8 protein-coding genes are annotated in these 13,964 nt (G+C 67.2%); 2 read left to right on the forward strand and 6 right to left on the reverse strand.

Translation table 11 applies throughout. From position 1 onward, the window contains the following. Window positions 1-4: 4 nt before the first annotated feature. Entirely contained in the window at window positions 5-5,953 is a 5,949-nt protein-coding gene (locus tag WKW77_RS29915; protein ID WP_340360529.1) for an alpha-2-macroglobulin family protein, read from the reverse strand. A gap of 85 nt (window positions 5,954-6,038) precedes the next feature. Between WKW77_RS29915 and WKW77_RS29920 the strand changes: the two genes are divergently transcribed. Further along, on the forward strand, window positions 6,039-7,280 hold the full coding sequence (locus WKW77_RS29920) for a glycosyltransferase family 4 protein (protein WP_340360530.1): 1,242 nt from the start codon (window positions 6,039-6,041) through the stop codon (window positions 7,278-7,280). A gap of 49 nt (window positions 7,281-7,329) precedes the next feature. After that, window positions 7,330-8,475 carry an OpgC domain-containing protein gene (gene opgC, locus WKW77_RS29925; RefSeq protein WP_340360531.1) on the forward strand — a complete coding sequence of 382 codons (1,146 nt, stop codon included), beginning with the start codon at window positions 7,330-7,332 and terminating at the stop codon, window positions 8,473-8,475. On the opposite strand, the gene WKW77_RS29930 is transcribed toward opgC, so the two are convergent. From WKW77_RS29930 to argH, 5 genes are all read right to left on the reverse strand, one after another. After that, the gene (locus tag WKW77_RS29930; RefSeq protein ID WP_340360532.1) at window positions 8,452-9,204 is read right to left on the reverse strand and encodes an SGNH/GDSL hydrolase family protein; all 753 of its coding nucleotides are present in this window, start codon (window positions 9,202-9,204) and stop codon (window positions 8,452-8,454) included. The genes opgC and WKW77_RS29930 overlap by 24 nt on opposite strands. Further along, on the reverse strand, window positions 9,204-10,577 hold the full coding sequence (locus WKW77_RS29935) for a UDP-glucose dehydrogenase family protein (protein ID WP_340360533.1): 1,374 nt from the start codon (window positions 10,575-10,577) through the stop codon (window positions 9,204-9,206). The genes WKW77_RS29930 and WKW77_RS29935 overlap by 1 nt, the downstream gene beginning before the upstream one ends. Window positions 10,578-10,581: 4 nt before the next feature. After that, a complete protein-coding gene (locus WKW77_RS29940) occupies window positions 10,582-11,553 on the reverse strand; it encodes a UDP-glucuronic acid decarboxylase family protein (protein ID WP_340360609.1) in 972 nt (323 codons plus the stop codon). A gap of 20 nt (window positions 11,554-11,573) precedes the next feature. Next, the gene (locus WKW77_RS29945) at window positions 11,574-12,419 is read right to left on the reverse strand and encodes a glycosyltransferase family 2 protein (RefSeq protein ID WP_340360534.1); all 846 of its coding nucleotides are present in this window, start codon (window positions 12,417-12,419) and stop codon (window positions 11,574-11,576) included. Window positions 12,420-12,537: 118 nt separating this feature from the next. Continuing rightward, a complete protein-coding gene (gene argH / locus WKW77_RS29950; protein ID WP_340360535.1) occupies window positions 12,538-13,935 on the reverse strand; it encodes an argininosuccinate lyase in 1,398 nt (465 codons plus the stop codon). Window positions 13,936-13,964: the final 29 nt, after the last annotated feature.

Raw genomic sequence — 13,964 nt, forward strand, 5'->3', positions numbered from 1 at the left:
CGTGCTACTTCGGCGCCTCCACCTTGATCCGCGGATTGGGCGCTTCGCCGAACATCTCCGGCGCATACAGCGCCTCGACCCGGCTCGGCGGCATTGCGAATTCGCCCACGTTGTTCAGGCGCACCGTGTATTCCACGCGCGTGAGCCCCTTGGGCAGGTAGCCGTAGTAGCTGCGGAAGGCCTCGAAGCTGCGCTCCTCGAAAGTTAGCCAGCCGCCGCCGGCGCGCTTCTCGCCCTGAGTGGCGATCTGCGAATCGCGCCCGAGCCCGGTGCCGAGGATGGTCGCGCCGGCCGGGACCGGGTCGGTGATCGCGACCCAGGTCATGTCGGCGCTCGCATCCACTTCGAGGCTCACGCGCAGCACGTCGCCGCGGGTGTAGACGCCCGGCACGGCCTGTTCGACCGGCGTGATCGTTCGCTTGATCGAGTAGCCCGCCGCGAAGGGGGCCTTGAGCGGCACTGCCGCCACGGACTGCAGGGTGAGCCACGGCTTGCCGCTGCCGGTCTGCGTCAGCACCAGCGTGTCGCGCGCGGCCGGCATGGCCGGCCACGGGATGAACATGCTGTTGTTGCGCAGGTTGCCCGGCGAGGCCGGTGCGCCGAAGGCGGTCGTCTGGTTCGGAGCGCCGCTCGCGTCGGTGGTCTTCACGCGCTCGACCTTGCTCCAGTCCACCTGCGCCTTCGCGCCGCCAAGGCTCGCGGCGGTGATACCGGTGACCGGCGTGCTCTCGAACTGCTTCGAGAACTTCTCTAGCGCGAGGCCGCCCCAGAGGTTCGCGGTGGTGGTGAGCCATGCGCCTTTCTGCTGGCGGCCGATGAAGCCGTTGGCGAGCTTGGGAAGGTCGTCCTTCCACGCCGGATCGTCCATCACCGTGAGCAGCAGGCGCGCGGTGTTGACGTCGCCGTTGGCCATCAGCCACCACCAGTGGTCGTCCTGCTCGGTGCTGAAAGCGACGCGCGTGCCCTGGTAACTCAGGCGCGCCTTGAGGATGTTCATCGCCTCGCCCTGGCGCTGCTGGCGCTGCGGCACGTCCTGCACGCGCTGGAGGATGTTGATCCAGTCGATCACCGCGCTGGTCGGCCACTGGTTGGGCGCGATGGTGATGCTGCCGGTCATGCGGCCCTGCGCGCGGCCGTAGCGCGACAGCGCCTCGAGCGCCGCGAGCTTGCGCACGTCGAGGTCCTTGCGCGGGCTCCAGAAGTCGCGCTGGATGCGCCCTTCGACGAAGGCGATCAGTCCTTGCTCCATCGGTGCGCGCGCCGCGTCGGGCAGCGCGAAGGCCGGATCGAGCGCCGCGGCCTCGTTCGCCGCGGCGAGCAGATAGGCGGTCAGGATGTCGCTTCCCCGGTTGGCCTCGCCGTCGCGGGGCGGGAAGTAGTTCGCGAGGCCGTCGCCGTCGAGATAGCTCGGCAACTGCGCGACCACCGTCTGCCATGCCTTGCCGTCGCGCAGGCCGATGGACTTGCTGGTCTTCTGCTCCAGGCAGCTGTACGGATAGGCCGCGAACCAGTCGCGCACGCCGCCCAGCCCTTCGGCCAGCTTTGGCTGCAGCGAAAGGCGCACCCCGCCGCGGCCGGGCAGCGCGTCCGCGGGCGCCGCGACGTCGAGGGTGAAGGGCCCGTCGATCTGCGCCAGCGTGGCCTGCTGCACCGTGAGCGGCACCGCGGGCACGATGCGCTGGCGCACCTTGAGGGCATCGCGCGCGCCGCCGACCGTGTCGCGGGCCTCGATCTCCCAGAGGATCGCCTCGGAGCGCAACTGCGCGAGCTGCGCCGGCGCGGTCACCATCCACGCGATCTCGCGCGCTTCGCCGGCCGGGATGTCGACCGTCTGCGGCGCGAGCGCGAGCAGCGTGGCGCGCGGCGTGGCTTCGACCTTCATGTCCTTCTGCGTGGTGTTGCGCAGCGTGATCTGGGCGCGGAACTGGTCGTCCTCGCGCACCAGCGGCGGCAGGCCGCTGATGATCTGCAGGTCCTGCGTCGCCTGGATCGAGGTCTGGCCGGTGCCGAACAGGCCCACGCCCGAATCGGCGACGGCGACGATCCTGAAGGTGGTGAGCGCGTCGTTGAGCGGCACCGTCACCGTGGCCTGCCCGTTGCCGTCGAGCACGATCTTCGGGTTCCACATCAGCAGGGTGTCGAGCAGTTCGCGCGTCGGGCTCTTGCCGCCGCCTCCCCCGGCCGGCACCGCCTTGCGGCCGTAATGCCGGCGGCCGACGATCTCCATCTGCGCGGTCGATGTGCTCACGCCCCAGCTTCGCCGCTGCAGCATGGCTTCGAGCAGGTTCCAGCTGTCGTTCGGCATCAGCTCCAGCAGCGCCTGATCGACCGCAGCCAGTGCCACCTCGGCGCCGGCGGCGGGCTTGCCGTCGGGCAGCTTGCCGGTGATGGTGATCTGCGCCTTGCCGCGCACCGGGTAGCTGGGCTTGTCGCTCGCGACCTTCACGTCGATCCGGTGCGCCTGCGTGCCGACGCGGATCTCCGCGAGCCCGAGCCTGAACGCGGGCTTGCTCAGATCGACCAGCGCGGTGGGCGCGACGTATTCCTTGCCCTCGTACCAGAAGGCGGTCCACCATTCGCGCGGCGCGCGAAAGCCCCAGGTGAAGAAGCTGTACCACGGCACCTCGCGCAGCCGGCCGCGCAGCGCGAGCACGCTGACGTAGACGTTCGGTCCCCACTCGGGCTTGATCTGCAGGCTCACCGTCGGGTCCTGCCCGTTGAGCTTCACGACGTGCGTTTCGATCAGGCCCTCGCGCTCGACCGACACCAGCGCGGTCGCGAAGCGGAAGGGGCTGCGCACCTGGAACTTCGCGACTTCGCCGGGCTGGTAGCTCTTCTTCTCGGGCAGCACGTCGATGCGGTCGTGGTCCTGGCCGCCGAACCAGAGCTCGCCCTGGCGCGTGACGTAGACCGTGCTGGACGCGCGGCTCTCGCGGCCTTCCTTGTCGCTGGCGATCGCGATGAGCTCGATCTCCCCGGGCTCCTTCAGCTCCGCCTCGCACAGCAGAAGCCCGCGCACGTCGCTCTTGCCGCTGCAGACGGTGCCGATCTCCTTCGTCTCGGTCTTGTTGTCGTAGGTGTAGAAGCCGCCCACCATGCGCTTGCGGCTGGTGGTGGTGATGCGGGCGATGGCGCGCACATTGAGCGTCGCACCTTCGCGCGGCTTGCCTGCGAGATCGAGCGCCACGGCCTGGAAGCGCAGCTTCTGGCCGGTCGAGACCCAGCCTTCGGTCTTGATGCCCGCGATCACGCCGGCGGCCCAGAGCGTGTGCGTGCTGCGCAGCGTCTGGATCTCGCCGTTCGGATCGGCGTAGCTCGCTTCGAGCAGCAGTTCGCGCGGCGTGAACCGCGCGGGCGGGATCTTGTCGATCGTCACCTTGCCCGCGCCGTTGCGGTCGAGCGTGAGCGGCAGCTTGTCGGCGACCACGCGTGCGTCGTCGGCCGCAGATTCCGCTTCTTCGGCATTGCTCGTCGCCGCGCCCTCCTTGCGGGGCGGCGAGAAGCTGAAGGCTTCGAAATCCGGGAACGACAGCGACTTGCCGCGCACCATCGCCGACACGCGCACCGGCAGATTGCCCGCGCCACCGCCTGACACGTAGTTGACCTGGACATCGACCGGCACCGCCGCCGCGGCGACCAGCGGGTTCTTGTCGCTTGGCGCGATGCGGCCCTCGAACACCGGCAGGCGGAATTCCTCGACGCGGAACTGGCCGGTGCTGTAGCTGCGTTGCGAATCACCCGAACCGCTGCGCAGCTCGACTTCGTAGAGCCCAAGCTTGGCGGCGGGCGGAATCTCGAAGGTGTTCTCGCCGCTTTGCCCGCCGGTCGCGGTCTTGCGCCACTTGAGCGGCTGCGTGAACTGCTGGCCGCTGCCGATGTGCGTGACGACCAGCGTGTCCGGCTGGCTCGTGGGCAAGCCGAAGCCGCTGCGGGTCAGGGTGCGGATCAGGTGCTTCATCGACACCGTTTCGCCGGCGCGCAGCAGCGTGCGGTCGAAGATCGTGTGGGCCACGCGGCCGGGCTGGGCCTCCTGGCTCGTGGGCACGTTGAAGCGCCAGGGCTCGATGCCGCGCTGCCAGTCGGTCCAGGTGAAGGCGAGGTCCTCGACACCGTCGGCATCCCTCGCGCGCGCGCTGACGAAGTAGGCGTCGGCGCTGTATTCCTCGTCGCTGGCGCAGCTCGGCGGATTCACCGGCAGGCTGGCGAAGCGCGCGATGCCGTCCGCATCGGTCGTGCCGGCCGCGATCTCCTTGCCGTCGCAGCCGGACACGCGCACGCTGGCGTTGGGCACCACCTTGCCCTTGTCGAGCGTCGTGACCCAGGCCAGCGAGTTTTCGCGTCCCAGCTTGAAGTGCACCGCGAGATTGGTCGCCAGTGCGGTGGTGCGCACGTACATCGTGCGCCCGCCGCCGTAGCGCTCGTCGAGCAGCGCATCGCCGAGCTTCTGCGATGCGATCTCGAGCACGTGGAAGCCCGGCGTGAGCGGGATGCCGATCACCTCGAACGGCCGCGGATCGCCGCCTTCGCTCTTGGGCATATCCAGCGTGCGCACGCCGCCCTGGCCGCCGAGCAGCGACAGCATGCGGGTCTGCACGTTGTCGCGTTCGTCCTTGTCGATCACCTTCGGCAAGGGGCCCTTCACGTCGCGCGCGGCCGATTTGCGGGACACCGTGTAATTGTTGTCGTAGCGGCGCACCTTGCGGAACCACGCAATGATCTCGTCGTCGCTGCGAGGATTGAGATCGCTCACCTTGCCCGGCGTCAGCGCCTGCACCTGCAGCGCGGGTTCGACGCGGCGCACCGTCACCGGCATCAAGGCCACGCCGCCGGGCTCCGCGAGCCGCTCGATCACGCCGAATGGCGAGGCCGCGAACTTGGCGAGCGGCGGCATCGCACCGGTCGCGACCTTCATCGGAAAGGTGCCTGGCGAGGCCAGTGCGCGGCCCGATGAATCCTCGAACTTCGCTGGCAGCTCGATGGTGAATTGCGTCTGTTCGGGGAAGGGCGGGGCGAAGCGCACGCCATCGACGAGCGCGTCGGCATTTGCCGTGCCGTCCTCGAACTTCGGCTTGAGCTCCTTGACTGCGCCCTTGAGCGTGATCTGTCCGGCCAATTGGCGGGAGACCGAGGCGTTGAAGCGCAGCTCCATCGGCCGCAGCGGCAGGCAGGCCGACTGCGCGTTCTCGCGCTCGCAGGTGAAGGAGACGCCGAAAGGCTCGCGCACCTCGAAGGCTAGGCGTCGCTCGACGTTGTTGGCCACGCCCGACGGTGTTGCGACGCCCTTGCCATAGACGACCTGCACGCGGCCGCCCGGCGGCAGGGTGCGGTTGCATTGCAGCGTGATGAACCGGCCCGGCTCCTTCGCTGCATCGCGGTCGCGGCCCAGGGCTTTGAGCAATGCGTTGCGCTGCTCGCCGTCGACGAGCTTGACGGGAATGCGCTCGCCGATGCCGTCGGCAGCGCACCAGACGTTGTCCTGCAGGCTTTGCGGCGTGGCGGTGCCATTGAGTTCGAGCATGAAGAGCTGCTGCTCGTCGATCTTTCCGTAGCTCGGCTGCCAGTTGCGGATGAACGGCCCGCCGCTGTTGAACTGGTAGCGCTCCGGCCCGGTCAGCTCCGAGCCGCTCGGCGACTTGAAGCCGGCCACGCGCGTGACGGTGCAGCGCACGCCGGGCGGCAGGTCGCTCTCGAAGTCGAAGACCCACTGCTTCTCGCCGGTCCAGCGTCCGGTGCCCTTGCCGGCCTGTGCATCGGTGCAGCTCACGGTGAGCGGCGCCGGTGCGCGTGGATCACCGAAGTTCACGGCGGCCTGGTCGAAGCGGGCGACGACCTGCCGGATGCGGGCGACCTCGCCCTGCGGCGTGAGGTTGGCGATCTGCAGGGCGTGGGCGCACAGAGCGCCCAGGGCCAGCGCGAGGGCGACGAAACAGCGCGATGTCTTTCTCGTGTTCAACGGGGCTTCTCCTTCGACTGGAAGGGTAGCGCATGGCTGTGGCCTGCCTCTGGCACGCGAGGTGCCTCCACTATGATCGATCGATATGAAACTGCTGTTCAGCCACCCCGCCGGCAACCAGAACGTTCGTGCCATGCTCGATGGTCTGCAGCGGGAGGACATGCTGGCGCGTTTCGCCACCACCTTCGCTGCGCGGGACGACAGTCCCCTGCTCAAGCTGGTGCCGCAGAAGCTTGGCAAGGACCTGCTCCGACGTCGCTTCGATGTTCCCCCCCAGAAGGTCCTGCAGCATCCCTGGCGCGAATTCGCCCGCATGATCTGCTTCCGGTTCGGCTGGGATCACTGGGTGCGTCACGAAGAAGGCTTCGCATCGATCGACGGCGTGCTGCAGGACTTCGATCGCTTCGTGGCCCGGGCGCTTCCGGCCGTCCATCGCGAGCACGACGTGAAGGCGGTCTACAGCTACGAGGATTCCGCGCTCGACACGTTCAGGCAGGCGAAGTCGCTGGGCATGCGCTGCGTCTACGACCTGCCGATTTCCTACTGGGAGGTAGGGCGCCGCCTGATGGAAGAAGAAACGCAGCGCCTTCCCGAATGGGTCGGCGCACTCGGCGGCGGCATGGGCGACACCGACGCCAAGCTGGAGCGCAAGGTGCACGAACTCGAGCTCGCCGACCTGGTCGTCGTGCCGAGCAAGTTCGTCGCCGATTCGCTTCCGGAATGGGCGTCGGGCAAGGCCCGAGTGCTGTCGCCCTTCGGCTCGCCGAGCGCGTCGGGCACCTGGTCGCGCACGGCGGAAGACCCGTCGCGTCCACTGCGGGTGCTCTTCGCGGGCTCGATGGGGCAGCGCAAGGGGCTGGCCGATCTGCTGCGGGCGATGCACCTGCTGGGCGGCGAGAACATCGAGCTGGTGGTGATGGGCGGGCCACTCGAATCGCTCGACTTCTATCGGCGGCAGTACGCGGGCTTCACCTACGAACCGGGCCGCCCGCATGCCGAGGTGCTCAAGCTCATGAACAGTTGCGATGTGTTCTGCCTGCCGTCGCTGTACGAGGGCCGTGCGCTCGTGATGCAGGAGGCGATGAGCCAGGGTCTGCCGCTGGTCATCACGCCGAATACCGGCGGCGAGGACCTGGTGATCGAAGGCCGGACCGGGTTCCTGGTTCCGATCCGCTCGCCCGAGCAGATCGCCGAGAAGCTCGCCTGGTTCAACCAGAACCGGCAGGCGCTCATGGCGATGAAGGAGCAGGCGATCCGGCACGCCGCCAGCTACACATGGAGCAACTACAGCGCCACCGTGATCGCCGCGATCCGCGCGCTGGCCTAGCCGCGGGCAAGGACCTGACCATGCGGCCCCCGCGGCCGGCATGCCGACGATGAAACGCTACTGGGAAATCGATGCGCTGCGCGGGCTGATGCTCCTGCTGATGACCCTGACGCATCTGCCGACACGCCTCACCGACCCCCTCGGGCAGCCCTTCGGCTTCGTGTCGGCGGCGGAGGGCTTCGTGCTGCTGTCGGCGTTCGTGTCGGGGCTCGTCTACAGCCGGGTCAGCTACAACCAGGGCGTGGATTCGATGCGGCGCGCCTTCTGGCGGCGCGCGCTCAAGGTCTACCTGAGCCAGGCCGCGACGCTGCTGTTTCTCTTCACGATCATCTCGGCCGTGGGCCAGCGCATCGACCAGCCGGCGGTGAAGAACCTGCTGTCGTTCTACCTCGCCAATCCGCGCGAGGGCTTTCTCTATTCGCTGCTCTTGATCTATGAGCCGGCGCTGCTCGACATCCTGCCGATGTACATCTTCTTCATGCTGCTCAGCCCCTGGGTTCTCGCCTTTGCGCTGCGGCACGGCTGGACCGGCGTGATGGTCGCGAGCGCAGCGCTTTGGGGATTGGCGCAGCTGGGCCTGAGCGAATGGCTGTACGGGCTGGTGGTGCGCTTCACCGGGCTCGACGTGCCGTTCCATGAGATGGGCGCCTTCAACGCCTTTGCCTGGCAGTTCCTGTGGTTCGCGGGCCTGTGGATGGGGGCGAGCCGGAACTCGCCCGATGCGCGGCCCTTCCGCTTTCCGCCCTGGGTGCTGGCGATCGCGACGGCCCTGGCGCTCTACGGCTTCCACTGGCGGCACTTCGGAATTCACGGGCAGGCGCCCTTCGGCGGCGACGTCGAGCGGAACCTCCTCTTCGACAAATGGCAGCTCGGGCCGCTGCGCATCGTCAATCTCGTGGTGCTCGGCATCGTCGCGACCCAGTGGGGGCCGGCGTTCATGCGGCGCATTCCGCGCCTGCATTGGCTCGAAGCGATGGGGTGCGCCTCGCTGCCGGTGTTCTGCGCGCACCTCGTCGCGGTGCTGCTGGTCCTTGCGATCTACGGGGACAGTCAGACCGCGCGGCCCTGGTGGGGCGATGCCTTGCTGCTCGCGGTCGTGTTCTCGGGGCTCTATGCGGTCGCGCGCGTCAGCCAGTGGCTGGACGAGCGCAAGAAGAAACCGCCTGCGCCGCTAGCGCAGCCCCTGCGCGACTGAGGCATCCACGCGCGTCCCCGGCTCTGCGAGGTGCGACGCGATCACCGATTGCCAGAGGCGGTAGCCCTCGTCGGTCATGTGGAGCTGGTCCGCGCGGAACAGTTCGGGGCGCGGGCGGCCGTCGGCGCCCAGCATCGGCGTGTAGACGTCGATGAATTCGGTGTTGGGCATGCGGCGCAGGTAGGCCGCGATCGCGTCGTTGGTCTCGCGCATCTGCGCCATCAGCTTCACGCGCGAGGGGCTGGGCTTGATCGAGATGTAGGCGATGCGTGTGTCCGGCAACTCGCCCCGCACGGTGTTGGCGAAACGCGCGAAGCTCTCGAGCACCTGCATCGGCGTGCGGTTCTCGGCGAGGTCGTTGTCGCCCGCATACACCAGCACGAGCCGGGGCTTGTAGCGCACCACGAGGTCCTGCGCGAAAAGACTGGCGTCTTCCATCGTCGAGCCGCCGAAGCCGCGGTTGATGACCACCGGCTGCTGCGGAAAGTCCTGCGCGATGTGGGGCCACATCCGGATCGTGGAGCTGCCGACGAACAAGACGCCGCCGGGAGATGGCAGCCGTTCCCTGTCGGCCGCGTCGAAGGCGCTCAGTTCCTTCTGCCACCTGGTCTTGGCCGCGACGTAGGCTGGCGTGGCCTGCTGGGCCGCATCGGCCGGCGCCGTCTGGGCGTGCGAGGCCAGGGCGGTCGCCAGCGCGAGCGACGAAAGGACGAGGCGGACGGTGTTCATCAGCGGCTGTTGCGCCCGATCCCCTGATAGACGATGCCTGCTGCGCGCATCGCGGCGGGCTCGTAGAGGTTGCGCCCGTCGAAGATCACCGGCGACTTCATCATCGCCTTGAGCTTCGTCAGGTTCGGGCTGCGGTAGGCCTTCCATTCGGTGACGATGATCAGCGCGTCCGCGTCGGTGAGGGCGCTCATCGGGTCCTTGGGCGCGCAATAGCTGATCTGCTCGAGCAGCTCGGGCGCATCCGCGAAATCCAGCGCCAGCACGCGGCGCGTTTCCTCCACCGCGATCGGGTCGTGCGCCACCACGCGTGCGCCGGCACGCAGCAGCGCATCGATCACCACGCGGCTGGGTGCCTCGCGCATGTCGTCCGTGTTGGGCTTGAAGGCCAGCCCCCAGAGCGCAAAGGTGCGCCCCTTGAGGTCGTTGCCGAAGTGGGCCAGCACCTTGTTCGTCAGCGCGTGCTTCTGGTCGTTGTTCACTGCCTCGACCGATTCGAGCACGCGCAGCGTCTGGCCGTAGTCCTGCGCGATGCGGTTGAGCGCCTTGATGTCCTTCGGAAAGCAGCTGCCGCCATAGCCCGTGCCCGCATACAGGAAGCTGTAGCCGATGCGCGGGTCCGAGCCGATGCCCTGGCGCACCGCCTCGATGTCCGCGCCCACGCGGTCGGCCAGGTTCGCCAGCTCGTTCATGAAGCTGATGCGCGTGGCCAGCATCGCGTTGGCCGCGTACTTGGTGAACTCGGCCGAACGCACGTCCATCACGCGCGTGCGCTCATGGTTGCGGTTGAAGGGCGCATAGAGCTTGCGCATCTGCGCCAGCGCCTCGCGCCCGTCCTCGTCGTCGGCGCAGCCGATCACGATGCGGTCGGGCCGCATGAAGTCCTCCACGGCGGCGCCTTCCTTGAGGAACTCGGGATTGCTCACCACCGAGAAGCGCAGGTCGGCGCGCCCGCGCTTGTCCAGCTCTTCCTGGATCACGGCCTTGACGCGGTCGGCCGTGCCCACCGGCACGGTGGACTTGTCCACCACGACCTTGAAGCTGTTCATGTAGCGGCCGATGTTGCGCGCTGCGGCCAGCACGTACTGCATGTCGGCGCTGCCGTCCTCGTCGGGCGGCGTGCCCACGGCGATGAACTGGATGTCGCCGTGCGCCACCGAGGCTTCGATGTCGGTGGAGAAACCGAGCCGCCCGGCCTCGACGTTCGAGGCCACGAGATCGTCCAGCCCCGGCTCGTAGATGGGGATGCCGCCTTGGTTGAGGATGTCGACCTTGCGTGCGTCCACGTCGAGGCAGAAGACATGGTTGCCCAGGTCCGCGAGGCAGGTGCCGGTGACAAGCCCGACGTAGCCGGTGCCGATGATGGTGATGTTCATGAATTCAGTTCGCGCGGGGTTCCGACAGGAGTTTGTCGAAGTATGCAATGGTCTTCTTCAGCCCTTCGTCGAGCTGCGTGCGCGGCGCCCAGCCGCCCAGTTCCTTCTGTGCCACCGTGATGTCGGGACGGCGCTGCTTGGGGTCGTCGGCCGGCAGGGGCATGCGCACGAGCTTGCTTTTCGAGCCGGTCAGCTCGATGACCTTGTTGGCCAGGTCCAGCATCGAGAACTCCCCGGGGTTGCCGATGTTGATCGGCCCGGGCACTTCGTCACCGGTGGCCATCATGCGCAGCATGGCCTCGACCAGGTCGTCCACGTAGCAGAAGCTGCGCGTTTGCTGGCCGTCGCCGTAGATGGTGATGTCCTGGCCCCTGAGCGCCTGGACGATGAAGTTGGACACCACGCGGCCGTCGTTCATGTGCATGCGCGGCCCGTAGGTGTTGAAGATGCGCACCACCTTGATGCGCAGCTTGTGCTGGCGGTGGTAGTCGAAGAACAGCGTCTCGGCGCAGCGCTTGCCTTCGTCGTAGCAGCTTCGGATGCCGATCGGATTCACGCGGCCCCAGTACTGCTCGACCTGCGGGTGGATCTCCGGATCGCCGTAGACCTCGCTGGTGGAGGCCTGCAGGATCTTGGCGCGCACGCGCTTGGCCAGCCCCAGCATGTTGATCGCGCCGTGCACGCTGGTTTTGGTGGTCTGCACCGGATCGTGCTGGTAGTGCACCGGCGAGGCGGGGCAGGCGAGGTTGAAGATCTCGTCGACCTCCACATAGAGCGGGAAGGTCACGTCGTGGCGCATCAGCTCGAAGCGCGGGTGGCCGTGCAGGTGCTCGACATTGCGCTTGGTGCCGGTGAAGAAGTTGTCCACGCACAGCACATCGTGCCCCTGCTCGAGCAGGCGGTCGCATAGGTGGCTGCCGAGGAAACCGGCGCCGCCGGTGACGAGGATTCGCTTCGAGGCGTTGTATTGCCGCATGGTCTGGGTCACTCCTTGAATCAGATCTGGGGTTGCTGTTGCTGGCGCTTCTCGTACATCTTCGCGTCGACCAGCATCCGGAACCAAAGGGCCTGGAAAAAGGCGAAGTAGAAACCGGTCTTCCCGTCGAGGAAGCCGAGCCGGAACACATAGCGGTAGACGAAGTAGCCGAGCGAGCGCAGGCCCGTCGGCAGCTTGTAGTAGATCTCCTTGATGAAGCGGGTGCGCTCGCGCGCGTCGCCCATCAGTCTCGGCTGAAGCACGCTGGCGGAAGCAGATGCGGGGCCGAGCTTTTCCTTGGCCTCGGCGTCGCTCCAGCGGTTGTGGCTCGCGATCCAGTCGGTGAGCTTGGCGGCGTTCTTGTCGTGCATGAAGCCGCGCAGCCGGCCGGCCTTGGCGGTGCTGATGAAATGCTGGTCGTAGAGCCGTGCCTCGCAGCGCCCGACGCCCGAGCGGAACAGGCGCAGATGCCACGGGTTCACACCGCTGAAGCGCAGGCGCTTGCCCATGAAGTAGTCGCAGCGGCGGATCAGATAGGCATCGAACGCGGGTTGGCCCGAAAGCAGGGCACCGATCTCGGCGACCGCCCGGTCGTCGAGCACTTCGTCGGCATCCAGGTGCAACTGCCACTGGTAGTCCTGCTCGATCTGCGAGATCGCCCAGTTGCGCTGGTCGCTGTAATTGGAGAACGGGCGCTGCACCACGGTGCAGCCCAGCTCGGCCAGGATGGCGGGAGTTTCGTCCGAGGAATGGGAGTCCACCACGTACACGTGAGGGCTCACCTTCTTCGCCTGGGCAACCGTTTCGCGAATGATCGAAGCGGAATTGAAGGTCAGGATGACGACGACGCAGCGGGGTTTTTCCATAGGCTCGGATCGATTGCTGCTTCGAAGAAAGCGCAAATCGTGCCAAACTTTAGCACTACATTTTTACATTTGGGAACACGCCCGACGGATGGTGTTCCTCCTGCCTATGGCGTATTCCTCAGACGAGGCGGGCGCGATGCCGGGCAATCTGCTGGCGGACCTGGGCAGGCGCGGTGCCGCCGAGGATGTTGCGCGCGGTGAGCGAGCCGCGCAGGGACAGGACGTCGTAGACATCCTTCTCGATCGCCTCGTTGAAGCCTTTCAGCACGGCCAGCGGCAGCTCCGACAGGTCGACCTTGTGTGAAATCGCGGCCTTGACCGCGTGCGCCACGGTTTCGTGCGCGTCGCGGAATGGCAGGCCCTTCTTGACCAGGTAGTCGGCCAGATCGGTCGCGGTGGCGTAGCCGCGCAGCGCCGCCATCTCCATGGCCTCCGGCTTGACGGTGATGCCGCCGACCATTTCCGCGAAGATGCGCAGCGTGTCCTTGAGCGTGTCGACCGTGTCGAACAGCGGCTCCTTGTCTTCCTGGTTGTCCTTGTTGTAAGCCAGCGGCTGGCCCTTCATGAGGGTGATGAGGCCCATCAAGTGGCCGACCACGCGCCCGGTCTTGCCGCGGGCGAGTTCGGGAACGTCGGGGTTCTTCTTCTGCGGCATGATCGAACTGCCGGTGCAGAAGCGATCCGCGATGTCGATGAAGCCGAAGGACTGGCTCATCCAGAGCACCAGTTCCTCGCTCAGGCGGCTGATGTGCACCATGGCCAGCGAGGCCGCCGCGGTGAATTCGATCGCGAAGTCGCGGTCGCTCACCGCATCCAGGCTGTTCTGGCAGACGCCGTCCATGCCCAGCGCCTTGGCCACGGCTTCGCGGTCCAGCGGGTAGCTCGTGCCGGCCAGGGCGGCGGCCCCCAGCGGCAGGCGATTCACCCGCTTGCGCACGTCGCCCATGCGTTCGGCATCGCGCGAGAACATTTCGACGTAGGCCAGCATGTGGTGGCCGAAACTCACCGGCTGCGCCACCTGCAGGTGCGTGAAGCCGGGGAGGATCACGTCCACGTTCTTCTCGGCGAGGTCGAGCAGCGATTTCTGCAGATCGGTCAGGAGCCCGCCGATCAGATCGATTTCGCCGCGCAGCCAGAGGCGCACGTCGGTGGCGACCTGGTCGTTGCGGCTGCGGCCGGTGTGCAGGCGCTTGCCGGCATCGCCCACGAGTTGCGTGAGGCGGGCCTCGATGTTGAGGTGCACGTCTTCCAGGTCGAGCTTCCACTCGAATTGTCCGGATTCGATTTCCTCGCGAATCTGCTTCATCCCGCGCTCGATTGCGGCGTGGTCCTGCGCGCCGATGACGCCTTGGGCCGCCAACATTCCGGCATGCGCCAGCGAGCCCTCGATATCTGCCTGCCACAGACGCTTGTCGAAGAACACGCTCGCGGTGTAGCGCTTGACGAGGTCGCTCATGGGTTCGGAGAACAGGGCGGACCAGGCTTCGGATTTCTTGTCGAGTTGGTTTTGGGTCATGGGGGACGGCCGGGAGGCAATAATGGGTT

This window comes from Variovorax ureilyticus (assembly GCF_037889935.1).
Taxonomy (GTDB): domain Bacteria; phylum Pseudomonadota; class Gammaproteobacteria; order Burkholderiales; family Burkholderiaceae_C; genus Variovorax; species Variovorax ureilyticus.

Coding starts and splice junctions, on each gene's coding strand:
- argH (WP_340360535.1), bottom strand. CDS start 13,935: ATGACCCAAAACCAACTCGACAAGAAATCCGAAGCCTGGTCCGCCCTG.
- WKW77_RS29920 (WP_340360530.1), top strand. CDS start 6,039: ATGAAACTGCTGTTCAGCCACCCCGCCGGCAACCAGAACGTTCGTGCC.
- WKW77_RS29935 (WP_340360533.1), bottom strand. CDS start 10,577: ATGAACATCACCATCATCGGCACCGGCTACGTCGGGCTTGTCACCGGC.
- opgC (WP_340360531.1), top strand. CDS start 7,330: ATGAAACGCTACTGGGAAATCGATGCGCTGCGCGGGCTGATGCTCCTG.
- WKW77_RS29945 (WP_340360534.1), bottom strand. CDS start 12,419: ATGGAAAAACCCCGCTGCGTCGTCGTCATCCTGACCTTCAATTCCGCT.
- WKW77_RS29940 (WP_340360609.1), bottom strand. CDS start 11,553: ATGCGGCAATACAACGCCTCGAAGCGAATCCTCGTCACCGGCGGCGCC.
- WKW77_RS29930 (WP_340360532.1), bottom strand. CDS start 9,204: ATGAACACCGTCCGCCTCGTCCTTTCGTCGCTCGCGCTGGCGACCGCC.